Genomic DNA, 26390 nt, shown 5'->3' with positions numbered 1-26390 from the left:
AATGGATTAAATCCATTTTTTTATTTTAATGTAACAATTTTTTGTTTGACTCCATCTCTGATAATATTTTCTCAACAGCCGAATCAATATCGTTATCATAAAAAATAACACTGTATTCATTTTGTGTAGTAGATTCTGTATATGTATACATATATTTTTCTATACTCATTTTATTCACATCACCATTTATTCTAGCGTTTGAAAGAGCTGCTTTTAAAGCCGCTTCTTGTGAACCGTAATAAATGTAATTATTTGATCCAGGACTTTTAACTTTATATACCATATATCTACCATCACTAATAATTGAATCATAAGATTTTTTCATTTCTCAATTTCATGTTTCAACTTCTTTTTTGTGTGTCATTTTAGACTCTACAATAATGTTATTTTGCAATAACCTTATAGCTTCTTCTTCTGAACTTCCACTCTCAATTGCTTTACCAAATACATCATATGCAATATATTTCTTTTTAAGACTTAGATTAGCATTTGAAAATTGTTTTTCTCTTGCCTCTTCATATGTATTTGCAAGTAATTTTCCATCTGGACTTGACACATCAGGATTTTCACTATATGAGTATTTCAAAACTGTATTAAACTTTCCTTGAAGAGCTAGAAAACTGTCCAACTGTTCTTTTGTAGCATAAAAATCTGGTCTTAGCTGGTACATTTCTTCTCCATTAATAATTGTAGGTTTGTTTAAAAGTTCTCTTTTTACAATTTGTCAATCATAGTAACTTTTAATTAATGAATATGATGTTCCTTTTGCATAATTAATATCATATAGCAAATCTTTGTAAACTGATTGATCAATATTTTTGATAAACTCTTCTTTTAGAATATCTTCATATTTAATAAGTTTATTTTGCTCATTGCCAAAATTAGTAATATTTTTTTGAAAGTATTCTTCAAATCAAGTATTATAAATAATTGACTTGTCTTCTCTTGTTGATTCTTCAATTGAGTATCTGTTTTTCAAACCCCCTATATATTCTACTAATTGATTTTTATCTTCATTATAATATGTATTTATTTTAGAAACAGTCTTGTCTGTATAAATATAATTATCAAAACTTGGATGATATTTCCCAAATCCACCACTTCATTTTGGTACAAGTTTTATTTCTGCTAGAACTATTTTTTTTGAAACAGGGTGAATTAATTGAAATTTTCTAGACCAATAATATCTTCCAATACCAGGTGAACCTTCACTTGATTCAGATCATTTACTTCTATTTTTAAAATCATCAACCATAGATTTTTCTGACTCATATTTATTTGCAAAAACAATTTGTGGTCTTGAAGATGAATTATAAATAATTTGTTTTTCTCCCGGATAAGTAATTCTTAATTCATTAGTTTTTTTTATTTCAAATAAAAGAGAGTTTTCATATTCCATATCAGAAATATTATAATAATATGAATCAAAGAAATTTGATTTTAATTCTCTTTGCATTTTTTTGTATAGAATGTCTTTATCTCCATATTCAACAATAGGTTCTAAAAGATTTTTTCCTTCTAAACTTTTTGTCTTATTCACAAAAAAACCTTCTTCAAATGTGCTTAATAGATTATTAATATCTTTTATATTAAATGCATTATAGTATTTGTTATTATGCACATAGTAAAGAGATTTGTTAATTTTCATTTTATCTTTTTGATTTATTTTTGCCTCTTCTGGACTATCATATCAAGTTTCTTCATCGTAGCTGTACTTTTGTTTTACCAGTCCAGCATGAGTATATGTATCCAAAGCATCTTTACTCGTTTTGGAAATATTTCCAAAAGCATCTCTATATACAGTTATAAATTTATCCATGTCAATATCATATATTTTAGATTCATCTAAAGTCATGTGCTCATAGTCTTTTATAATTTTGCTTGGATTAGAAGAAGTGAGTTCGCTTTGAACAATTGAATTGGAAAGTATATACTCGTTTAGAGATTCTTGACTTGTGAAAATTTTATCATCATATTCACTATAAACTTGATTGCCCAAGAATAATTTATTTTCTTCAATATCTTTTTTTAAAAATTCAATAAGTTCTTGTTTTTCATTTATGGAATTTAAATTTATAATTGGTGCTATAGATATACTAGAGAAACTAGTTATAGCTGACGCTATTAAAATATGTTTTAACATATCATTGCTCCCCTCCATTTTTTATGAATTCTTCTTCTGTTATTATCTCTATTTGTTTATCTACTCATTGTTCTAATTGTTTTTCATTTATAAATTCAATACCTTTATATGTATAAGTTTTTTCTTCTCTATTATATGAATAAACTTCATAATTAACTTTTTTATCAAGATAGTTCATTGCTTCTAAATGTGATCTAAAATATTTTACTTGACCATAGAAGTTCATTTCATATATTTCAAAATCATAACCATTATTTTCTTTTAAACTTTCATAGTGGCTTGTTTGAATTAAATCTGTATCTATGATTTTTTTAGATTCAATATATTGATTTGCTTTTATATATTCTTGAATTTCTTCTTTAGTATTTTTAACAATTTTGTTATTGTACATTGAGTAAGTATAAACTTCTTGATAATTTGATCAATGATCAACTTTATTTTTTAATTGTTGAATCGCCATTTCTTTATTATCATATGCTCCGCCAAAGCCATCAAGATAGTATTCTTTTCCGCTATCTTCATAGTATTGTTTAAATAGCCTTTGAACATATTGCTCTTTTTCTTTGGCAAGTTCTTGCTCATATTCATATGAGCTAATACATTTTTCATTATCTTTTTCTTGTTCTTCTTTTGTTCCACAAATTTTAGGTAAATTTAATATATAACTATTATCTTTACTTAAAACAGATGTAAATAATTCTTTTGTTTTTAAAAATTTTTCTGGTTTTTTGTAAATTTCATATTTTAAATCTTCAATTGCTAGATTTTTATCTTTATAAAATTTACCATTAAATTCATACAACTCTTTTAATTCTTTACCATCTTTTTTTGGAGAAAAGTAACTTAAAGGACTTTCATTTAAAGTGTAAATATTTTGATCTTGAACTTTTTTTCCAAAAGAAATATTTAATAATGGTACTTTAAAAGTTGGTTCAAAATAATATAATGATTGATTACTATCTAGTTTTGCTTCATAAGTTTTTAATGAAATAAAACTAAACATTTTTCCTATATTCCAAACAGAAGATATTAATTGTCCAATAACTAAAGGGCTAGCTTTAGCTTTTAATTCTTCTAAATTTAAACCCAACGCTTCAATGACCTCATCATTGTGTTGAACAAGAGTTTCTGAGACTATCCTATGATTTTCTTGTGAAACTGATGAAAAATGTTCATCAGTTTTGTTTGAACTTTTTTGCATAACATTAATATTGTTTTTAACTTTACTTATGTTTCCAGAAATTGACCCAATTACATCAACAACATTGTCTATCCCTTTTAATATTTTTTCACTAATATCTCGAAGAATTTTTTTACTTCCCCCATCATTGAAAAAAGCACTCGTGTTTAAAAATAAACTATATATATCATCAAAAGAAATACTTGGGTCTAATAAAATATCTGCTCCAGATCCATTTTCTTGAATATCTAACATATTATTCATGAAATCTTTTTGAGAGTTTAAGATTTCAACTATTATTTCTTTTAAAACATGTTCTAATTCAATTGAGTTTAATTCAAGAATATCGTAAATTTTAGATAAGTCTAAAAATCTTTTAAATGAAATTAGTAATCTATAAAAATCACTTAATTCAGAATCTTTAATATCACTTAAACCATATGATAAATCTTCTGCTAAATTATTAGATAATAGATCATAAAATTCATCTTTAAAGTCTTTAAGTAGGTTTTCATTTAAATTTAATTTTTCAAATATTTTTTTCAGATAGCTAATCATGTCGTAGTCAGTCATACTTGGTTCTTCAATTGATGAAATTAATGCATAATTAGTTATTCCAGCAAAAACCCAACCAGCTAAAGGTAACATAAATAAGTTTAAATCATATGACTTTATTGATTGAAATTTAGCTAATGAATTTATAGATTGATTACTTTCAAAATATTTGGGTCCTACAAAATATCCTAAATTAGTTTTAGTTTTTTGAGTTACTCAATATGAAGATCTATCTCCATTTAATACAGGCTCAATGTTTTTATCTATTATCTCTCGATCTAAATCATTCATTGATAATAAGAACTCTTCGTAGTTTAAATTAGAAAAGTCTTTCCCTTTATATTCAAACCCCTTAACAGTATTATCTCTTAGTCAAGAGGTTATTTGTTCTTTTGTTTGACACATTCCTCCTTGTTCATAACAAATAGTTTTTAATTCACTTTCTTCTAATTGTTTTAATTTTACATTTAAGTAATATTCTCTGGCGCTGTAAACATTGTCAAAAAGTTGACCATCAATTTTGTAATTTAGAGAATAATTATTTAAATAAGTACTTGCAGCTTCTTGTTTTGATAAAAAAGCTGATCCGTTAAATCCTTTATAGACATTTTTTATTTTTTCTTTATTATTTGTTTTTACTAGTGATGATAATTCTCCAGAAGTATTTATTAAATAATCTTTTGGATTTCGATTGGTATTAATATTTTTAATCTTAAACTTATTTTCAATATATACATCTAATTCATTTTTAGTGTTAAATACTTTATCATCAAATATATATTTATCACTTTCAAATGAATAGTTATTGTTAATTGATCTGGTATATGAATATTTATATACCTCATCTTTGGAGTTGAAATATTTATTATCAAATTTATAGTAAATATTTGGTTCCAAAGAAGAATCAATTAACAATGGTATAGATATTGATAAGGATAATGAAATTGCCAGACCAACAATAGAGGAAATTATTAAACATTTCTTTAGTTTTTTATTTTTCCTTTTTAACATTAATCTATCAACAAAATCTAATAAGTTGTTTTTGTTTCTTTTTTTCATTAATACACCTCCTAACTTAAAAATAACAAAGAAATAGAAGAATATCAGAAATTTTTCCAAAAAATATTATATTTTTTGGAAAAAAAATATTTTTTACACTATTGCAATATAAAATAAACTTGATATTAAAGGAGAATAATATATGAAAAAAATAATTTTTAGTTTATCAAGTATTGCTTTCACTATCTTACCAACAAGCCAAATAATAAGCTGTCAAAACAAACCAACTCCAGACGAAGATTACTTCATTCCAAAACTGAATGATCAGCCAAAATCAGTAGAAGAAATTGAAATACTTGCTTGTGAAGCCTATGACAAAAATAGAACATACTTAGAAATAAATTATGAAAAATGAGATGCATACATAAACTCAATACCCAACTGAAATCAACTTTCTCAAGAAGAAAAAAATCAACATAATGTTTCATTTAATTTAAACTCAATAGAGTCTCAAAAGCGAAACATATTTCAATTTTGAGTAAATACATACAAATATAAGATTTACCAATTTAACCCAGAATATGATAAGACATTAACAACACCTAATGGAAATAAACTAAATATAAAAGCTGAGAATAGGAATTTATATGACTATAGTTTAAAATTGGCATTAGAAAAAAAATATACAACAAAAGAGACAAAAGATCACATACAAAAAATATATAACTGAGGAATACAAGAAAACCCAAACACAACAAGCAAGAAAGAGAAATAAAGCTTACATGAAAAAAAATAATTTTTAGTTTATCAACTCTTGTATTTACTATCTTGCCCACAAGCCAAATAATAAGCTGTCAAAACAAACCAACTCCAGACGAAGATTACTTCATTCCAAAACTGAATGATCAGCCAAAATCAATAGAAGAAATAGAAATACTTGCTTGTGAAGCCTATGACAAAAATCAAAGATACTTAGAAATAAGCACAAATAAGTGAGATGAATACAAAAACTCAATACCCAACTGAAATCAGCTCCCACAAGAAGAGAGAGATAAACATAATGTATCTTTTAGTTTAAACTCAATAGAATCTCAAAAGCAGGACATATTTTATTTTTGATTAGATACATACAAATATAAGATTTATCAATTCAATCCAGAATATACTAAGACACTAACAACACCTAATGGATATAAATTAAATATAAAAGCGGGGAATAGGAATTTATATGACTATAGTTTAAAATTGGCATTAGAAAATCAATTTACAATAAAAGAGACAAAAGATCACATACAAAAAATATATAACTGAGGAATGCAAGAAAACCCAAACACAACAAGCAAGAAAGAGAAATAAAGCATATATGAAAAAAATAATTTTTAGTTTATCAACTCTTATATTTACTATCTTACCGGCAAGTCAAATAATAAGTTGTCAAAACAAGCCAGAACCTGACGAAGATTACTTCATTCCAAATTTGAAAGAGCAGCCAAAATCAATAGAAGAAATTGAAATACTTGCTTGTGAAGCCTATGACAAAAATAGGACTTACACAGAAATTAGTACAAACAAATGAGATGAATATAAAAACTCAATACCCAACTGAAACCAACTTTCTCAAAAAGAGAGAGATAAACATAATGTCTCATTTAATTTAAACTCAATGGAATCTCAAAAGCAGTACATATTTTATTTTTGAGTAAATACATATGAATATAAGATTTACCAATTTAACCCAGAATATGATAAGACATTAACAACACCTAATGGAAATAAACTAAATATAAGTGCTCAGAATAACCATTCATATGATAGGGTTTTAAAGTTGTACCTAGAAGATCAATTTATAACAAAAGAGACAAAAGATCATATACAAAAAATATATAACTGAGGAATGCAAGAAAACCCAAACACAACAAGCAAGAAAGAGAAATAAAGCATATATGAAAAAAATAATTTTTAGTTTATCAACTCTTATATTTACTATCTTACCGGCAAGTCAAATAATAAGTTGTCAAAACAAGCCAACTCCAGATAAAGATTACTTCATTCCAAATTTGAAAGAGCAGCCAAAATCAATAGAAGAAATTGAGGTACTTACTTGTGAAGCCTATGACAAAAATCAAAGATACTTAGAAATAAGCGATAAAGAATGAGAAGAATACAAAAACTCAATACCTAACTGAAATCAACTTTCTCAAGAAGAAAAAAATCAACATAATGTTTCCTTTAATTTAAAATCAATAGAATCTCAAAAGCAAGATATATTTCAATTTTGAGTAAATACATATAAATATAAGATTTACCAATTCAATACAGAATATGATAAGAGATTTATAACACCTAATGGTAATAAATTAAATATAAAAGCTGAGAATAGTAATTTATATGGATATAGTTTAAAATTGGCGTTAGAAAGCAAATATACAACAAAAAAGACAAAAGATCATATACAAAAAATATATAACTGAGGAATACAAGAAAACCCAAACACAAAAAATTAATAAATAAAAAGAACTTAAATTACTTTAAGTTCTTTTTATTTTAATCCTGTAACAATTCCATTTTCTAAATCAATATCTTTAGAGTTTGGTTCTTTATTTAATCCAGGCATACTCATAACATTGTTTGTATATGCAAGAATAAATTTTGCTCCAGAGTTTACATTTATGTCTTTTATTATCATTTCATAACCATCTTGTTTTAAGTCATTTCCATCTATTGAGTTTGAAGACTTAACCATGCAAATTGGTAAGTTTGAATATTTACTATTTTTTATTTGATCAATTTTAGTTTGTGCTTTTTCACTTATTTTAAAGTCATTTAAGTAATAGAAGTTTTTAACTACTTTTTCTATTTTGTTTTCAATTGTTTCGTTTGAATCAATTAGTTTTTTAAAGTCTTGTTTTTTGTCACATAACTCAGCTACTTTTGAAGCTAATTTGTCAGCTCCCTTTGCACCCTTTGTATATGCTTCATTCATTTCTCAAATATAGTTATTTTCATCTAATCAATTTTTCAATTTGTTTAATTGATCTTCATCATCACCTTCAATGAAGTTAATTGCAACAACTAAATTTAAATTATATTGAGTTACATGTTTTAAGTGTTTTTCTAAATGATCAAAATTATTATTAAAGTCTTTATGTAAATTTAAAGCCCTTAGAGTAACAACCATTACTGTACAATCTGGAATTAAATCGTTGTCTTGGTTAACTACGTTTATGTATTTTTCAAATCCTAAATCACTTCCAAAACCAGATTCAACTATACAATAATCTCCTAAGCTTAATCCTAAATTTGTTGAAATAATTGAATTTGTTCCTGTTGCTATGTTTGCAAAAGGACCACAGTGTACTAAAGTTGGTGTGTCATACTTTGTTACAACCAAGTTTGGTTTAATTGCATTTTTCAAAATAGCCATTAATGATCCTGTGATATTTAATTCTTTTAAATAAACTTCTTTTCCTTGAGTGTTGTATGCAACAAGTGATTCGTCTAATCTGTTTCTTAAATCATCTAAACTTTTTGAAAGACTTAAAATTGTCATCATATTACTTGCGGCTGTTATTGTAAATTCTTCTGTTCTTGATATTTTTGAACTTATTTTAATTTCTGCTTTTCTTAAAGCTCTATCATTTAAGTCCAAACATCTTTTTCAAACAACATTATTTGGAGCAATTTTTAAATCAGTATTTCAATAAATTTCTGAATCAATTTGAGCAGATATTAAGTTATTTGCCGTTGTTATTGCATGAATATCTCCTGTAAAGTGTAAGTTAATTTCATCCATAGGAATGACTTCACTTTCTCCACCACCAGTTGCAGTACCTTTTCTCCCAAAAACTGGTCCTAAACTTGGTTCTCTTAAAGCTAAAATAGCTTTTTTACCAATATAGTTCAAACCATCAGCAAGACCAATTGCAGTTGTTGTTTTTCCCTCTCCCGCTGGAGTTGGATTAATTGAAGTCATTAAAATTAATTTTCCCTTTTTATTATTAATATATTTTTCATAGTTTATTTTTGCTATGTTTTTTCCGTAAAACTCATAATCATTTTCATTAATTTTTAGCATATCTAATGCTTTTAATATTTTTTCCATTATAATCACCTTTAGAATATCTTTTCTAGGGAGAATTTAATCATGAACAAAATTATTGATGGAAAACAATATGCTCAAGAACTAAATACTAACCTCAAAAATAGTATAGAGCAATTAGAGGGAAAAAGAAAACCAAAGTTAGTTATTGTGCAAGTTGGGGATAATCTCGCAAGCAATAAGTATATTAAAAACAAACTAAATGCTTGTTCTAAAGTTGGAATAATTGGTGAGTTAAAGAAGTTTGACCAAGATATAAACAAAGAAGAATTAAAAAAAGAAATCTCAGCTTTAACAAATGACTCAAATATTGATGGGATAATTGTTCAATTACCATTACCAAATTCAATTAATGAAAAAGAAATAATAGATTTAATTCCAGCAAACAAAGATGCTGATGGGTTTAATCCACAAACAATTGGGAATGTGATGTTAAACAATTCTAATATATATCCTGCAACACCTTTTGGAATTGTAAAATTATTGGATTGAAAAGAAATTAATTTAGTTGGAGCAAATGTTGTAATAGTTGGAAGAAGCAATATTGTAGGAAAACCTTTGGCAAATATGCTAATAAATAGATCTGCAACAGTTACTGTATGTAATACTAAAACAAGAAATCTAAAAGATATCTGCAAAAACGCGGATATCTTAATAAGTGCAGCTGGTTCAGCAAATTTAATAACAAAAGAATTTGTAAATAAAGAAATGACAATAATAGATGTTGGTGCAAACTTTGTTGAAGGAAAATATTGTGGAGATGTTGACTTTGAAAATGTTAAAGATGAAGTTAAATATATTACCCCAGTTCCTGGAGGTGTTGGTCCAATGACAATAGCTTGTTTATTACAAAACACATTTACTTTATATAAAGAAAAAGAGAACATTTAGTTCTCTTTTTATTTTATTTTAAAATTGAAATTTCCATCTTTGTCATCAAAAATAACTCCATCGCCATTTATTGAAATTCTATTATTATAGATTTGAATTTCCGCTTCAGAGTGTGGTTGTTCAAAATAATCACAATCTTTGTAGCGATCAGTTATTTTTATAACCCTTTGATTTTTGCTTCCAATTAATCTTCTCTTTACATCCAAAAGTTTCATAATAAAAGGTCCATCAATTAATATATCAATGTTTTCTAAGATTTCTTTGTGTTCTTCTAACATTTGTTCATAAATATAACCAGTAAAACATATTACTGTTAAATTATTTTTTTGACATCAAATTACAAGTTCTTTTAATCCATCTGGTTGTAAAAATGGTTCTCCACCAATTAAAGTTACTCCTTCGATATCAAAAAGTTCTTTAGCTTCCAATATCTTTTCGTAAATATATTCATTTGGCATAAACATTTTCTTTTCTAAAGAAAGTAGTTCTTGATTAGAACAACCATTACATCCAATATTACATCCTTGAAATCAAATAACAAATCTTGTTCCAGGTCCTTCAATTTCACTGTTCATCAAGAACTTACCAATATTTAGGTTAGCCATTTATTGTAAAGTTTATTTTTCCTTCTCCAGATGAAGTTAATATTTTTGTACCTGGTTTTATATTTTGTAAGTTTTCAAAAATAAATTCTGAAAGTGGATCTACCAAGTTAGTTTCAAGTGAGTTAAGAACGTCACGTCCCCCTCGTCTTTCGTCTGCATTTTTTAACATTATTGAAATTAAGTTTTGATCATTTAAGTCAATATGTAATTCAGCTTTATATTTTTCATATATAGCAATTTGAATTGGTTTAACTTTTTGACGAATAATTTTTGATTTTAAACTTAAATCTTTAATAAAGTTAAATGGAACGATATTATTTCCAAATCTACCCAAAAGTTCTGGTCTGTTTAATTCATTTGTAAAGTGTTCTTGAACTTTTTTAATAAATTCTGCATGAACATCTTCTGTACTTTGATTTGGATTAACATCCGCTGCACCAATGTTTGAAGTGAAAATTATAAATGATTCACTGAAACTTACAGTTTGTCCTGTATTGTCTGTTAATCTACCATCTTCTAAAATTTGTAGGAATTTATCAAATATTTTTGGACTTGCTTTTTCAATTTCATCAAAAAGAATTACTGAAAATGGTTTTTCTTTTACTGAATTTGTAAGTTGTCCACCACCTTCAAATCCAACATAGCCTGGAGGAGCTCCAATTAATTTTTGATCAGCATTGTCTTGTCCATACTCAGACATATCAAATCTAATTAAATTTGCTTCATCATTAAATAAGAAAGTAGTAATTGCTTTTGCTAATTCTGTTTTACCAGTTCCTGTTGGCCCAACAAAGAATAAAGTACCCTTTGGTTTACTTCTTTTTGAAGAATAAGTTATTCCTGTCAATCCTGTATAAGCTTTATAAATAACTTTGGCAACTTTCTCAACAGCTTCATCTTGCCCTATTACTTTTGATGATAGTTCATCTTTTATTGTTAACATTTTTTCGTAGCTTAGCTCTTCTCATGGAGAAGTTTTCTCTCCATAGTTATATATGTTAAACATTTTAGAAAAAGTAATTGGTGTTTCAAAATTACAACTGAATTTTGCAAAGTGAGATAATTCTTTTAAAGTTCAACCTTCAGTTGCATCTACTATATTGTCAAATTCAGTTGCAATATCTGTAACTTGTATTCTTGATTTAATAGTTGATAAAAATTCTTTTCTTTCTTCTCTACTTGGTTTAGGTAAAGTAGAAATAATAATTTCAGGATTATCTAAGTATAAACTTGGAGGCAATTGATTTATTTTCTTTGTTAAGAAAATAATACAGCTTGTAAGTTCATCAATTTTTGCAATTGAAAAATCAGATTCTTTTAAAGTTTTAGAAAACTCAGTTAAAACAGATCTATCATCAACATCTAAACCTTGGTCGCCGAAAACAAAGTTTGTATAATCAGCTACGAAACCGATTTTTCTATCATCTTCTCTATTTATGTTTTTATTTAAAATAGCAAAAAAGTCTATTGGTTTTTTTAGTTTTAATTCATCTTTTTTTTCTGGTTTATCATTATTTGACCCACCAAAAAGTTCATCAAATTCACTTGCAGCTGATTCACCTTGTCCTTGATCTGCTGAAGTTAAAATTAAATTAGATATTTTTTTACCTTTAAGTCCTGAATTTTGGTCAAAAATAAATTTATCTGAGTATTTTTTTTGTTCAAAAATATTCATAATTATTTCATGAATATTTATGTACTTACCTTCAAATTCATAAATATCATCTATATTACCTTCAATAATGATTGCTTTTTTTATTCCAATTAAATTTTTTAACTGACTTAATTCTCTTTTTACACTCATATTTCCACCTACTTACTTGAGTTTGAATTGTTATTTTTATTTTTAAACACTTGTTTATTTTTTGCTATATATTTTGGTTCTCTGTATTGTTTATTGAACTCATCACTTGAATGAAGATTGAATTCTTTAAGTTTTTTAAGAAATGCTTGTGCATCTGCATCATGTTCATGTCCTTCAAAACCTTCTCAATTATAAATAAAACTTCCATCTAATCTTACAGCAAAGTCAGCTGTTTCACCAGTTGGCTTTTCTCCGTGAATTAGTATCATGTTTTTCTCTTCAAGCTTTCTTATATTGTCTTCATTTACAATATATCCAACTTCTCTTATAGAATTAACTATTTTTACAACATTGTCTTTTCTAACCGCTTCTTGTTCGGCGATTTTTGAAGATTTTGAAAAATAATTTTTAATATCTTCTTGAAAGTTTTTTGTTTCTTTGATTCCCATAAAGTTTTGAGCTTCTTGTCTTATTGACTCTACCAAATCTCTATCTTCTTTATAAAGATCAATTGAACTTGAAACAATTTCTTTAGCAATAATATCGTTTGAAGCTTTATAGTTTTTTAATTCTTCTAAAACAAAATCATATATTTCATTACTTTTTTTATTAATTAATATATGTTGTTTTTCTTCGAACATTTTTTTTATGTATAGTTTATCTTCTTCATTTTCATACTTTGTAATTAAAGAATCTTTTAAATTACTTAAGTCTTCAAATAAATTTTTGTCTAATGCTTTTAAAATATTTTCTTGCTCTTTTATAAGTACATCTTTTTTAAAACTAAATACTTGAGCTTTAAAATCTGCTATAACTTCTCTTTTTCTTTCAGCATATCTTTGTATTTCATGATATGTTTCAATAGCAACATGTGTATCAGAAGAAATTTCTCTTTCATATGTGTTTTGTGCAAGATCTTCTTGTTCTTTTGTTAATCTATTAAGTAATTCTTCAATTTGTTTTTTATAAAAACCAGAATTATCTATTTGCTCACAGTGACCAATTAGTTCTTTTATATACTTAATTAAAGCATCAATATCTTTTTTTATAAAACCAAATTGTTTCTCACAATTGACCAATATTTCTTCTGCTGTCATACTCATGATTATTTACCTCCAAAAATTGTGCTATATTTAGCAAGGTCACTTTGCGTGTACTCGCGTTTCTTACCAAAAATTATATTAAGAGCTTTTTTATAAGCTTTTTCATTATTTTTCAATATTCTATCAACTGCCTCTGAGTTTTTTTCCACATTTTTAACTCATATTAATTTTAACTCAATTGGCATATTATATATTTTTTTATCTACTAATTCGTTTAACATATCTTCTATTTTATTTATATATCCACCTGCAAGTATTTGAATTTTGTATTCAATCATATCATCGGTTATAGTAGAAAATTGTTCACTTTTATATTTATAATAAGTCTTATAAAAATCAATTAAAGAATCTGAAATATTCATTAAGTACTCATCAAAGTTATGAATGTCCAATGAGTTTGTAACTAATTCAATTATTGAGTTTAAAAGTTGGTCATAGTTTGACTCTACAAATTCATAGTTAGACATATATAACTCTTTTGTTATTTTTCCAATTATGTTTAGTGTATTTGCATTTTGTACCCAAACATCTGAAGAATATTTATTTTCATCAAACATTTCTGATCTATTATTGTTTTTAAAATAACTAGTTAATACATTTAAAGAATTTCTAACATTGAACTTTCACCCATCAATTGAGTTTTTTCTTAAGTAGTCATTGATTCTATAAATGTTTTCTATATTACTTTGAATATCAACTTGGTTAAATATACTTAATATATTTTTTGTATCTGTGAATTTATAGTTTTTAATTATTTCAAACAATTCATCATCAGTTCTCTCCTTAGAAATATTAATGATTAAATTTTTGGCAACTTTTTCTAAAATTAAGAAAAGTTTTCTATCTTCAACTTCTGATAGATATTTTTTCATTGACACATAATTGTCACCGCTATCTGTTGTTTTTGCTAAATAATTTTCAAGAGATTTTGAAACATTTTTTTCTAATCCTATTCTCTCTAAGATTAAGTATATGTTCATTGCTTTTTCATAATCTTCATTTAATAAAGATTCTTCAAAATGTGTCATTAAACCTTCAAGATTAGAACTAAATAGCTCCACTAAATTTAAAGATTGAGCTCTATTTTTATATGCATATAGAACAGGTATGTTTAAATTTATAGTTTCTATTAATTTATTTGCAACTAAAAACCCATTAGCTGTATTAGTTGAATCTAAATATATAAATGAATTTTCTTGAAGAACTTGACTTTCAACATAACCAACATAAAATATTAATTTCCCATCAACAACATCCATAATTTTGTTATTTCTTTTAGAGTTATAGAAAATTATCATTTCAATATTTTTTGTTAAGTCTTTACTTTTGATTATTTCATTATCTGATTCAACATGCTGATCATTTATTAAAATCAAATTATAGTTTGTTTTAACATTTAAGTTTGACATTAAATCAGGAGAAGAAATAAAGTTTTGAATATTTGCAACAGAGTTTTCTGGTCTAAATATTTTCTTCAACTTTTCTTCATATTTTAGTGAAACACTTTTCAATATTTCTGCACCAACATTTGGATTACTTCTTAAATAATCTTCAAAATATTTATTTTCAGTTTTTATTTTAAATGTACCGTTATCAAATACTTCGATTCATGACTCAATTGCTGCTGTATCATTTTTTGTATACTCCACAAACTTTGAAACTTCATTTATTGATTCATTACCTTCAACTAATATATCTTTTAAGAAAGAGTCATCTCCAAAAATATCTGCTTTACTTTTCATAAATTCATTTGCTTTTGAAAATAATAGATCTTTATTATCAAAATATAAGTTGTTATAAGGAACACTAAGTCTGTGACTAAATTTTAAATCACTTACCCTTTTAGATCAGTTTGATTCTTTTAGAATTTCACTAGTTTGAGTGATGGGATCTAAATAATATTTAACATCTTGAAATTTATTGTCATGAGATATTGTGTATGTTCCAGATTTAAATTCTTGTTTTATTTTAGAATCTATATAAAAATTATCGATTGATGTTTTCATATTTAAAGCACCAATACCGGCTCTTACTTTGTTTATTTCTATTACTTTAAAATTTATTAATTCTCTAAGAGCTCTTTCAAATAGTGCCTGATTATTTATTTCAAAATCTTCTCTTAAAATATCTTCAAGATTTTTTGTTTTATTTGGATGTTCAATGATTATTAATAAAATCAAAAATTCCATAAACGTAGGTTTCCTGATTTCTGAATATTTAATTTTTAAAGGTAAACATACTTTGTCATATAAAATTTCAATTTTATTAAATATCATTTCCTAATCCTCCAATACTTCATTTGGTTGTAATAGACAACCTTCAAAATCAAGTTTTGCAATTATATCAGCATAAACTTGATGACTATTAGAAACACTTGGATCTTCAACTGTAGGAATTTTTACAGTTATATCATTAACAGCTCTTTGTGCTCCAATGATAACCAATAATTCTCTTGCTCTTGAAAATGCCACATTTATTCTTTCATATTTTTTCAAAAAATCTCTTCCTGATTTTGTAGATAATTTTTCTGGGTTTCTAACCATATTTACAATTACATAATCAGCTTCTTTTCCTTGGAAGTCATCTACTGTATTTATAACAATATCTATATTTTTATATTTATTAGTTTTGATTTCTCTTTTTAATTTATTAACATGTAGTCCGTAAAAACTAATTACTGCAACAGAGGGTTTCATTTTAGTTTTCTTTTCTTCGACTGCTTTATTAATTTTTTCTAACATGTTTTTTGTAAGATCAATTTCTAAATCATTAAATAAACTTGTTGAAAAATCTTCACTTTGTTCATAATTAATTTCATTTTTTAAATTGTTTGTTGAGTCAATTCAATACACAGAACTTCTTGAATCAACGATATCTTTGCCAAAATGATTTGTTATCTTTAAATCATGTCTTTTTTGTTCACTCACTTGTGGTTCTACTTTTAAATTACCATCATAGAATTTATTTACAACATCCATTATTTGTTCGTGACTTCTGTATTGTGTTTTTAATATTGTAGTTATTGATTTGTTTCTTGCACTTATTAATTTTTTAAATGCAGAGTCATCCAATAGTTCGTACATTAAATTGTAATCATAATCTTTGTTGAAATATTTATTAACATCTTCAACATCATTTGGTTGTAGTTTCAAAATTGGAGGTAACTGTCTGTAATCACCCACCAATATTAATGCTTTACCATAAATTAATGGCATAAGTATTTCCAAAATAGTTGCTTTTGAAGCTTCATCAATTATAACAACATCAACATCCATGTTTCTTAAATTTAATTCTTCTAATCCTAACTTTGTTGCAAAGTTATCTTTATTAAATCTAAATAAGTTAGTTGAAGTTAAAGTCATTGAATAAACATTAACTAAGTTATCTAATATAGATTGAATATATCTTTGACTGTCTTTGAACATTTGTCCTGAAAAATCTTTTGAAGCAAGTTCTTCATCAAAATTATCTGTTATTTTATAATTCTCATTTAAGTATTTAATTATTTCTTTATATATTTCAGAAAAGTTTTCTTTTCTCTCTTTGCTCTCTTTTAATTTATTTTCCAATTTTAAAAGTTCTTGCTTAATTTGTTCCTCTAAGTCAACATCGGTTAGTCCTAAATTTAAACTGAACTTTTGATTTACAGTTTTTATTAAGTCTCTTAATTCTTTTGTGCTTGATCCAGCGTTTTCGCTTAAGTTATTTTTAGTAACTGTAAGTTCATTTTTTTCAATTTCTAATTTATTTAAATCTAATTCAGAAGAAGAATATAAAGAATCATTCTGAAGTTTTAATTCAATTTCTACTTTTAAACTTTTCAAGTTCAATTCAAAGACTTCAAATATTTTATTAAGTTCATTTACTTTTGCGTCTGTTCTTAGCAACTGCTCTAAACCAGAAATTCTACTTTCTTCTTTTTCAGCTAAATCAAAGTCTGCATTTTTTCTAAACTTGATAACATTTAATCTTGAATTTTTTATTTCTATAAATGTTTCATTTTTAAAATAAACTTCATTGGCAACTTCTTTTATCAAAGAGTAAATGTTTGAAAAATCTTTTGGATCAAAATTTAAATTCATATATATAAAATTATTTAATTCATACTCTGTAGAGTTTTTATATGATTCTAAAATATTTTCACCAACACTAATTGTTGCATCAAAATCTTTTTCCACTAATGCATTGATAAGGTTATCAATATTTATCAACTCTTCTTTTAATTGGTTTTTGTTTTTAATTTTTTCTAAACTGTTTTCTTTAATAGATGTAATTTGTTCATTTAATTCATTTATTTTTTCTTGAATAGTTCTTATTTGAGTATTGCTTTGATGAAAACTTTTGTTAGCATTAATTAATTTTTCAAGATCATTTTTATAAGAAAAGAATTCTTTTATTGAGTTCTCATCACTGTTCATATCATCAAAAGCTTTCTTACCAATTGCTTTGTAATAATTGTAAAGAACTCTATCAGGAGAATAATTATTTGCTGATTGGTTTTTAATATTTAAATGATTTGTTAGTCTTACTTTGTTTAAGTTTGGATCAATAGGTAATCTATCCACTACGTTTTTTATAGCTTCATGGTTTTGACTTGAAAGCAGTACTTTTCTATTTAACTTAGAAAGTTGATTTATTATTTCCGATATAACTTGTGTCTTTCCAGTTCCTGGAGGACCTTGTAAAATAAAAATATCTTTTGTATTAACAGCTTTTCTAACTGCATCTTTTTGTTCTTCATTTAAATTAAATTTGAAATCATTATCATCTATTTCAATATCATTTGAAACTTCAGAAAGTTCAACAAGTCTTGTGTTAAATAAATAATTTACAAGATATGGATTTTTAGTATTTCCATCTGAAATTTTTTTAATAACTTGTTTTGAACGTTCAATAAGAACATCTTCACCAATTCCTGTATATGCAATATATCCCGAACTTAAATAATCTAAATTATTTTTGACAGCAAAAAGATCTTTGTCAAAATCTTGTTCTATTTCAAAACTCATTTTAATTATTTGTCACTCTTCCATTTCTCTAGGATTATTTTTTATTAAAGTTTCGAATTCATTTCTTTCTCCTAAAAAAATAGTTTTTGGATTTTTAAGTCAGTAATTTGAGAAACTTATTGATTCGGTTGATGTCCCCAACATTGTTGAAACTGGTAAAATATTTTGTGCTTCATTTGTTTTTTCGAAGTCAAAGTCAAAAATTTCATGAATGTTTTTAATTAGTTCATGAGTTGTTGTAATGTTTTTGTTTTTCTTAATAGGTACTAAAGAAAGATCTTTTGATTTTTTTATTTTATTAGCTTTTTCAATATCGTCAACTAACAAGTCAAGAATAACTACATTAGTAATTTCATATGGTATATCTTTTCCTCTTAATATTGTTTCTGCATTTAGAAGTAAATATTTAAAACTTTTTGATTTAAGATCTTTTATCTCATATTCAAAATATTCATTTTTAAAATAAATTTTATCTAACTTTATAACTTTTTCAACTTCTGCTCCTAAATATGGCAGAGATTTTTTTCTTTCAAGTTTAAGTAAGTCTTCACTAAATTCTAAATAATTTAGTCATTTCTCTTTCTCTTCTTCAAAAGTAGAAAGTAACTTACCTATTTCAGAAATATTTGATGAGTTTAAAATGTTTCTTCTAATTAATTCATCATCTTTTATTTGACCTTGATTTCTTATTATTAAAATTTGAGACTCTTGTATAATAGTTTCGAATTCTTGTGCGACAGGTTTTAATCTTGTCATAAAAATAGAGCTAATTGTTAAAGCTGCGTTTTTAGTATCAATATTTACATAAAATCCCAAGTAAGTTCCTTCTGGTAATAATGACTGGTTTTTAGAATCTAATTCAATTCTTATTATTCCATTATAGGCAGTTTTTGTTTTATCCTTTTTAGATAATTGTCTTGTTTTGTCATCTAAAAGACAAATGAAAGACTTTTTAGCCATAGAGTTTCTTAAAAAATTTTGAAAGTCTAGACAAGAAGTAACTCCCTTAATATCTAACTGTTCTATTATTTGATCTAAAGTTGAGGGGTTTTCCTTAAATTGTACATTTTGTAGAAATGAAAAGTCTAAAACTATCTCTTTAACACCATTATTTTCAATAATATTTGACATAATTTTTACCCCTATCTACTTACACTCTTATTATTATAGCATTTTTAGTAAATTAAAAAATATCAACCATTTGGTTGATATTTCAAAGTATTATTTAACAACGATATTGACAATTTTATCTGGAACAGCTATTTCTTTAACTATATCTTTTCCATTTATTTGTTCTTTCACATTGTCCAATTCTTTTGCTAACTTGATCAATTCTTCTTTATCAGTTCCTTTATCAACTTCAAAAGTTCCTCTTAATTTTCCATTAATTTGAACCGCTATTGTAACTGTTGATAAAGATAATTTAGATTCATCATGAGTTGGTCACACTTGTAAGCAAACACTTCCGTTGTTTCCTGTTTTTACCCACAACTCTTCAGCTAAGTGAGGCGCATATATAGATAACATTTTTATAAAGTTTAATATATATTCTTTATAAACTGGCTTTTCTTCTTTGTAAACCGCATTAACAAACATCATTAATTGAGAAACTGCTGTGTTAAATTTGCAATCTTCAATCATTTGAGTAACTTTTTTAACTACATCATTATAAACAAAGTCTAAGTTACCATTATTTTCATCTGTTAATTGAGTATTTTCAATCATTCTATAAACTCTATCAAGTCATTTTCTAGCCCCATCAAGTCCTTTATAACTTCAAGGAAGAGATGCTTCTAGTGGACCCATAAATACTTCATATAATCTTAAAGTATCTGCTCCATGTGATTCAATGATTTCATCAGGATTAATTACATTACCTTTTGACTTACTCATTTTTTCACCGTTATCAGCTAAAATCATACCTTGGTTGATTAGTTTTTTAAACGGTTCTTTAGTTGGAACTACACCCAAGTCAAATAATACTTGATGTCAGAATCTTGCATATAATAAGTGAAGAACAGCATGTTCTTGTCCACCAATATAAAGATCAACTGGTAATCATTTTTTAAATAATTCCATAGCTTCATCTGATTGAATGTCTACAAGTTCATTTGGACTTGTTGTTAAAATGTATGCTAAGTAATATCAACAACTTCCTGCTCATTGTGGCATTGTGTTTGTTTCTCTTTTTGCTTTTTGACCATTGTATTCAACATTAACTCATTCAGTTAAATTTGCTAAAGGTGATTCACCAGTACCTGAAGGTTTAATGTAGTCAGTTTTTGGCAATTCTAAAGGTAAATCTTTTTCATCTACCAAAGCAATCTGTCCGTCTTCTAAGAATAGAACCGGGAAAGGTTCTCCATAAAATCTTTGTCTAGAAAATAGTCAATCTCTTAGTTTGTAGTTAATTTGTCTTTTTGCTTTATTTTCTTTTTCTAATTTTTCTACAACAAGTTTAATTGCTTCAACTCTATTAAGACCATTTAAAAAGTCCGAATTAATTAAAGGAGACTCTCCTACAAATGCTTTTGTTTGATCGTTTGTTTCTAAAACATACTTAAGTTTTAAATTATATTTTGTTGCAAATTTTCAATCACGCTCATCGTGAGCAGGAACAGCCATTACAGCTCCTGTTGCATAATCATTTAAAACATAGTCAGCAACTCAAACAGGTATTTCCTCTTTTGTAATTGGATTTATTACATAACTCCCTGTAAAGATTCCTGTTTTTTCTTTTGAATCATCTTGTCTTTCAACATCTGTTTTTGTTTTTGTTATAGATATATATTCTTCAACTTGTTTTTTATTTTCTTGAGTTGTTAACTTTAAAACTAAGTCATTTTCTGGTGCTAAAACAATATAAGAAACTCCAAATATAGTATCTGCTCTTGTAGTAAATACATCAATTTTTTCTTCACTATCTTTTACATCAAAATTTATTATTACTCCTTCAGATTTACCAATTCAGTTTTTTTGTAATTCTTTAACTGAACTTGGTCAGTCCAAATCATCAAGACCTTCAAGTAATCTATCAGCATATTTAGTAATTTTTAAAACTCATTGTTTCATTGGTTTTTTAACAACTTCAAAACCACCAACTTCAGAAACCATTTTTCCATTTTCTAGAATAACTTCTTCGTTTGCAAGAACAGTTCCTAAACCTTCACATCAATTAACGTTAGCTTCTCTAATTTCTGCCAATCCTTTTTTGTAAAGTTGTTGGAATATTCATTGTGTAATTTTATAGTAATTTGGATCGCTTGTATTAACTTCTTTATTATAGTCATAACTAAATCCTAATTTTTTTAATTGATTTCTAAAAGTAATAATATTTTTAGCTGTAAATTCTCTTGGATCATTTCCAGTTTTCAAAGCGTATTGCTCTGCAGGAAGTCCAAAAGCATCTCATCCAATTGGGTGTAGTACATCATATTGTTGCATTCTTCTCATTCTTGCAAAAACATCAGTCGCAGTATACCCTTTAGGGTGTCCTACGTGAAGTCCAGCACCACTTGGATAAGGAAACATATCTAAAATATATGCTTTCTTTTCTTTGTCGCTTGTAGTTTTATATGTATTATTTTCTTCTCAAAATTTTTGTCATTTTTTCTCAATTGCTTTATGTGAAAATTCCATGTTATTACCTCTTTTATCAACCTTATTATTTTACATTAATTATTAATTTGTGTTAATCATTTAATGTTAGATTAAAAAAGTTTAAACCTAGGTTTAAACTTTCTATAATCATTCTTTAAATATTTTAATGTACAACATTTTTACAGCTTGAGCCAAGCACATGTAAGCTACAACAAATCCTAAAGCAATTGGTAGGAATATTCAATCTGGTCTACCCATTTTCATTCCACCACTTATTGCAGGAATACTCATAAATCCATATGGCACAATTATAGCCATTGAACAAACGAAGATTGTTGAAACAGTTACTTGTCATGAACCATTAGATTGTATAAATGGTATTTTTTCAGTTCTATACATTTGCATAACAGCAGTTTGTGTCATTAAACCAACAACAAATCAACTACCATTAAATTGTGCTAAACTTGTAGGATCTTGAGCACCTGCCCCTGATCCAATTCCAGGATTTACAACATGATATCCATATATCAGCACCAAGAAAGTTGCAATATCGAATATTGAACTTATAGGACCATTAATAACTGTAAACCAGACTATATTTTTAGTTCTAAGTGGTCTTGGTTTATCTGTAAACTTGCTGTCAACTTTATCAAAAATAAATGCAAACATCACTATATCATAAAGTAAATTTTGAGTAAGTAAATGTAATGGTTGCATTGGTTCTGCTGTTGTTAAGAACAATGCAACAAGAACACTTAATACATTTCCAAAGTTAGAAGCAATTGTAACTTTAATATATTTTAAAATATTTGCTAAAGAAACTCTTCCTTCATGAACTGCATTACTTATTGGTAACAATGATTCTTCCATTAAAATAATATCTGCTGCTTCTTTTGCAATATTTGAAGCTTCATCAAATGAAATAGCTACATCAGATTCTCTTAAAACTGGAGCATCATTTATTCCATCACCCATAAATCCAACAACATGTCCTTGTTCTTTTAAAGTTCTAATTATTGTTGATTTGTGGATTGGACTTAATTTAACAAAAACATTTCCTCTTCTTACAGCTTTGTGTAATTGTTCTTCACTCATAGATTCAATCTCTTTACCTGTGTAAAGTTTTTCAATTTTAAAATCAACTTTAGAACAAATAGCTCTTGTTATAACTTCGTTATCTCCTGTTAAAACTTTAGTTGCTATTCCTTTTTGAGCTAATTCTTTAATAATTTTTTTTGAAGTTTTTTTTGGTTCATCAAAGAATGTTGCAAATCCATAGAATACTAAATCTTCTTCAATATCTTCGTCTTCTAATTGGTTGTGAGCTATACCAATAACTCTAAAACCATCATTATTATATTCATCTGATTTTTTAATAATTTTATCAATGTGTTCTTGAGTAAGTTTTACAATGTCACCATTTATATAAATACGGTTACATACTTTTAAAACTTCTTCAATAGCACCTTTTGTAAAAATTTCTTTTTCTCCGTTTTTAGATAAAATAACTGACAATATTTTTCTTTGGAAATCAAAAGGAACTTCTCACTCTTTTGTATATTCATCAATTTTTGGTGAATTAATAGTTTTACTTAACAAAACAGCTTGATCAATTGGATTTTGGAAACCAGATTGAAAGTAACTGTTTAGATATAAAATGTGTTCTATCATTTCGGTTTTTTGACTTTTGATATCAAAAACATGATCTAATTTTATTTCACCACTTGTTATTGTTCCTGTTTTATCAGTACATAAAATATCGATTGCTCCCATATTCTGTACGGCATTTAAATTTTTAACAATAACATTTTCTTTTTTAATTTTTGAATATCCTCTTGAAAGGTTTGCAGTAACTATTACTGGTAGCATTTCTGGAGTTAATCCAACTGCTATTGATATTGAAAACATAGCAGCTGAGAATCATCTTTCATCAATCTCTGCTGGTCTTAGACCGAATACTAAAAATACTATTGGTGTTACTGCTAACATAAATGAAATTAGCAACATTGTAATTTTTCAAACACCTTTTTCAAAAGAATTTTTTGTTCTTCTTTCTGTAACTTTGTCGTTAATTGCAGAAAAGTAAGTTTTTTGACCAGTTTGGATTACAACACAAAGAGCTGAACCAGAAACCACTTCTGTACCCATATAACAGATATTTTCATACTCTAAGTAACTTTCTCTAGAGTTTGTAATTTTCTTTTGAACAGGAAATGATTCTCCTGTTAAAGAAGATTGATTTAAATATAAGTTATTTGATCAAATAACTTTAACATCAGCTGGTATTAAATCTCCATTAGAAACATAAATTAAATCTCCAGGAACTAATTCTGAATTTTCAATTTGTTCATGTTCTTTAATCAATTTAATTGAATTTGCATTATCGATGTCTTTAATTTTAAAGTCTACATCTCTAATTGCTTTTGTCATATGTTTATTTTCATATGTCATTTTTTTAATAACATTAAATGATCTAATTTCTTGAACAAAGTATATTGTTCCACTAATTAAGATCATTGCTAAAACAAGTAAAGCACCAACTAAATCAGACGCACTACCTTCTTCTTCCCTACCAACTGCGTATTGATAAAAACTGAATGTATCTATTACTATCAGTATTAAGTTAAATGGAGAGAAAAATGACTTAACAAAAGATAAAAAGTAATTAAACTTTTTCTCTTTAAGTGAGTTATCTCCATATTTTTCTTTTTGATTTTCTACATCTTGCTCTGTTAGACCAAAATTTGAAACACCTAGTTTTTTAAGTGTTTGTGCTTGATCTAATTTAACAAATTCTGCTATTTGATTATTATAATTATTATTTAACTTTTTTTTATTAGTTTTCATAACATCGTTCTCCTTATTTATGAAAGCTAATCTAAAACCTATTTTGACAATACAAAAATAAGTGGTAAATTAGCAATACTTCTTACCGTATTATTTATTAATATTTCTAACTGCTCGACGGAAGGAATACTCATATTTACCACCTCTTTCTAAACCTTTTTAATTATACCTACAAAACATAAAAAAAACACCCCTTGAGGTGCCTTAATTTTCTTTAATGGTCGGAATAAGTGGACTTGAACCACCGACCTCACCCTTATCAGGGGTGCGCTCTAACCAGCTGAGCTATACTCCGTAAAACAATATTAATTATAAGATATTAACTTTTAAAATTCAATAAAAATTAACTTTTTTTCTACATTTTCAATAAAAAAACGTCAATCAATGACGCCTCATTTTCCTAATGGTGGTTTTGGACGGAGTTGAACCGCCGACACATTGAGCTTCAATCAATTGCTCTACCAACTGAGCTACAAAACCGATAATGGCGACCCCAACGGGACTCGAACCCGTGATCTCCTCCGTGACAGGGAGGCGCGATAACCAACTTCGCTATGGGGCCAAATGGTTGCGGGGGCAGGACTTGAACCTACGGCCTTCGGGTTATGAGCCCGACGAGCTACCAACTGCTCCACCCCGCGATAAAAATGGCGGAAGATGAGGGATTCGAACCCCCGCTCGGGTTTCCCCGACTCTCGGTTTTCAAGACCGACCCCTTCAGCCAGGCTTGGGTAATCTTCCGTATTTTGTTTGTGCCCCCTCATGATCATAATAGAGTCATCATGATGGTGGACCTTATTGGACTCGAACCAATGACCATCCGGTTATGAGCCGGATGCTCTAACCAACTGAGCTAAAGGTCCAAAATATAAAACAATAAAATATATGGTAGCGGGGAAGAGACTTGAACTCTTGACCTCCCGGGTATGAGCCGAGCGCTCTAACCAGCTGAGCTACCCCGCCATATATGGTGGACCCGAACGGGATCGAACCGTCGACCCCCTGCGTGCAAGGCAGGTGCTCTCCCAGCTGAGCTACGGGCCCATATATAAAAAAATATTAAATTAATGGTCGGGAAGACAGGATTCGAACCTGCGACCCTTCGGTCCCAAACCGAATGCTCTACCAAGCTGAGCCACTTCCCGAAGTATATGAATATTTAATAATATTCATGATTGCTCTCAATAATGGCGCGCCCTAAGGGACTCGAACCCCTAACCTTTTGATCCGTAGTCAAACGATCTATCCAATTGATCTAAGGGCGCATTTTTGTGTGAAAACAACCAAAAATATTATATTACATTTTGTTCTTTTTTTATCAACTTTATACAAAATTGACAATATTTATTATAGCAAATTAAAAATCAATATGTGTCTTTTTTAGAAAATAAATAAAAAAAGAGTAAATATTACTCTTTTTTGGCTTCATTTTGGAGGTACCAGTCGGAGTCGAACCGACGATCAGGGAGTTGCAGTCCCATGCCTTAGCCTCTTGGCTATGGTACCATTACCTAAATGATTATACTAAAAAAATATAAAAACTAATAGTTTAATA

15 protein-coding genes and 11 tRNA genes are annotated in these 26390 nt (G+C 27.0%); 5 read left to right on the top strand and 21 right to left on the bottom strand.

What is annotated here, in order from left to right:
* Positions 1 to 25: 25 nt before the first annotated feature.
* A complete protein-coding gene (locus SBIUS_RS00815) occupies positions 26 to 2143 on the bottom strand; it encodes a hypothetical protein (protein ID WP_162684609.1) in 2118 nt (705 codons plus the stop codon).
* Positions 2106 to 4937 (bottom strand): hypothetical protein, encoded by a 2832-nt coding sequence (locus SBIUS_RS00810; RefSeq protein ID WP_162684608.1) that lies wholly within the window; start codon positions 4935 to 4937, stop codon positions 2106 to 2108. The genes SBIUS_RS00815 and SBIUS_RS00810 overlap by 38 nt, the downstream gene beginning before the upstream one ends.
* A 142-nt stretch (positions 4938 to 5079) precedes the next feature.
* Between SBIUS_RS00810 and SBIUS_RS00805 the strand changes: the two genes are divergently transcribed.
* The 4 genes from SBIUS_RS00805 to SBIUS_RS00790 are packed head-to-tail and all read left to right on the top strand — an operon-like array spanning position 5080 to position 7381.
* The gene (locus SBIUS_RS00805; protein WP_162684607.1) at positions 5080 to 5652 is read left to right on the top strand and encodes a hypothetical protein; all 573 of its coding nucleotides are present in this window, start codon (positions 5080 to 5082) and stop codon (positions 5650 to 5652) included.
* Positions 5653 to 5705: 53 nt separating this feature from the next.
* On the top strand, positions 5706 to 6233 hold the full coding sequence (locus SBIUS_RS00800) for a hypothetical protein (RefSeq protein ID WP_162684606.1): 528 nt from the start codon (positions 5706 to 5708) through the stop codon (positions 6231 to 6233).
* A gap of 7 nt (positions 6234 to 6240) precedes the next feature.
* Positions 6241 to 6813 carry a hypothetical protein gene (locus tag SBIUS_RS00795; protein ID WP_162684605.1) on the top strand — a complete coding sequence of 191 codons (573 nt, stop codon included), beginning with the start codon at positions 6241 to 6243 and terminating at the stop codon, positions 6811 to 6813.
* 7 nt (positions 6814 to 6820) lie between these two features.
* The gene (locus SBIUS_RS00790) at positions 6821 to 7381 is read left to right on the top strand and encodes a hypothetical protein (RefSeq protein ID WP_162684604.1); all 561 of its coding nucleotides are present in this window, start codon (positions 6821 to 6823) and stop codon (positions 7379 to 7381) included.
* 35 nt (positions 7382 to 7416) lie between these two features.
* On the opposite strand, the gene SBIUS_RS00785 is transcribed toward SBIUS_RS00790, so the two are convergent.
* Entirely contained in the window at positions 7417 to 8979 is a 1563-nt protein-coding gene (locus SBIUS_RS00785) for a formate--tetrahydrofolate ligase (RefSeq protein ID WP_162684603.1), read from the bottom strand.
* A 42-nt stretch (positions 8980 to 9021) separates the two neighbouring features.
* Here SBIUS_RS00785 and SBIUS_RS00780 point away from each other — a divergent pair, with 42 nt between their 5' ends.
* Positions 9022 to 9867, top strand: coding sequence for a bifunctional 5,10-methylenetetrahydrofolate dehydrogenase/5,10-methenyltetrahydrofolate cyclohydrolase (locus SBIUS_RS00780; RefSeq protein WP_238988300.1), 846 nt, complete (start codon positions 9022 to 9024; stop codon positions 9865 to 9867).
* Positions 9868 to 9875: 8 nt separating this feature from the next.
* On the opposite strand, the gene SBIUS_RS00775 is transcribed toward SBIUS_RS00780, so the two are convergent.
* The 18 genes from SBIUS_RS00775 to SBIUS_RS00690 form a co-directional block, all read right to left on the bottom strand.
* A complete protein-coding gene (locus SBIUS_RS00775) occupies positions 9876 to 10472 on the bottom strand; it encodes a 4Fe-4S single cluster domain-containing protein (RefSeq protein WP_162684602.1) in 597 nt (198 codons plus the stop codon).
* Positions 10465 to 12276, bottom strand: coding sequence for an AAA family ATPase (locus SBIUS_RS00770; RefSeq protein WP_162684601.1), 1812 nt, complete (start codon positions 12274 to 12276; stop codon positions 10465 to 10467). The genes SBIUS_RS00775 and SBIUS_RS00770 overlap by 8 nt, the downstream gene beginning before the upstream one ends.
* Positions 12277 to 12284: 8 nt before the next feature.
* Complete coding sequence (locus SBIUS_RS00765) at positions 12285 to 13379, bottom strand: hypothetical protein (RefSeq protein WP_162684600.1); 1095 nt, start codon at positions 13377 to 13379, stop codon at positions 12285 to 12287.
* A gap of 2 nt (positions 13380 to 13381) precedes the next feature.
* Positions 13382 to 15655, bottom strand: a complete 2274-nt coding sequence (locus SBIUS_RS00760) for a hypothetical protein (RefSeq protein WP_162684599.1) — start codon at positions 15653 to 15655, stop codon at positions 13382 to 13384.
* A gap of 3 nt (positions 15656 to 15658) precedes the next feature.
* The gene (locus SBIUS_RS00755) at positions 15659 to 19519 is read right to left on the bottom strand and encodes an AAA domain-containing protein (RefSeq protein WP_162684598.1); all 3861 of its coding nucleotides are present in this window, start codon (positions 19517 to 19519) and stop codon (positions 15659 to 15661) included.
* A gap of 90 nt (positions 19520 to 19609) precedes the next feature.
* A complete protein-coding gene (leuS, locus tag SBIUS_RS00750) occupies positions 19610 to 22027 on the bottom strand; it encodes a leucine--tRNA ligase (protein WP_162684597.1) in 2418 nt (805 codons plus the stop codon).
* 102 nt (positions 22028 to 22129) lie between these two features.
* Positions 22130 to 24835, bottom strand: a complete 2706-nt coding sequence (mgtA, locus tag SBIUS_RS00745) for a magnesium-translocating P-type ATPase (RefSeq protein WP_162684596.1) — start codon at positions 24833 to 24835, stop codon at positions 22130 to 22132.
* A 218-nt stretch (positions 24836 to 25053) separates the two neighbouring features.
* Positions 25054 to 25130, bottom strand: a tRNA-Ile gene (locus SBIUS_RS00740).
* Between the two features lie 109 nt (positions 25131 to 25239).
* A tRNA-Phe gene (locus SBIUS_RS00735) sits at positions 25240 to 25315 on the bottom strand.
* A 5-nt stretch (positions 25316 to 25320) separates the two neighbouring features.
* Positions 25321 to 25397: transfer RNA gene (locus SBIUS_RS00730), tRNA-Asp, on the bottom strand.
* 3 nt (positions 25398 to 25400) lie between these two features.
* A tRNA-Met gene (locus tag SBIUS_RS00725) sits at positions 25401 to 25476 on the bottom strand.
* A gap of 7 nt (positions 25477 to 25483) precedes the next feature.
* Positions 25484 to 25576 (bottom strand) — tRNA-Ser (locus SBIUS_RS00720).
* 45 nt (positions 25577 to 25621) lie between these two features.
* Positions 25622 to 25698, bottom strand: a tRNA-Ile gene (locus tag SBIUS_RS00715).
* A 23-nt stretch (positions 25699 to 25721) separates the two neighbouring features.
* A tRNA-Met gene (locus SBIUS_RS00710) sits at positions 25722 to 25798 on the bottom strand.
* A gap of 5 nt (positions 25799 to 25803) precedes the next feature.
* Positions 25804 to 25879: transfer RNA gene (locus SBIUS_RS00705), tRNA-Ala, on the bottom strand.
* A 24-nt stretch (positions 25880 to 25903) separates the two neighbouring features.
* Positions 25904 to 25980 (bottom strand) — tRNA-Pro (locus SBIUS_RS00700).
* 43 nt (positions 25981 to 26023) lie between these two features.
* Positions 26024 to 26100, bottom strand: a tRNA-Arg gene (locus SBIUS_RS00695).
* 166 nt (positions 26101 to 26266) lie between these two features.
* Positions 26267 to 26341, bottom strand: a tRNA-Cys gene (locus SBIUS_RS00690).
* Positions 26342 to 26390: the final 49 nt, after the last annotated feature.

Source organism: Spiroplasma sp. BIUS-1, from assembly GCF_010365805.1.
GTDB lineage: Bacteria > Bacillota_I > Bacilli_A > Mycoplasmatales > Mycoplasmataceae > Spiroplasma_A.
Note: the sequence above shows the minus strand (reverse complement) of the source record. Positions and strands in the feature narration are given on the sequence as shown.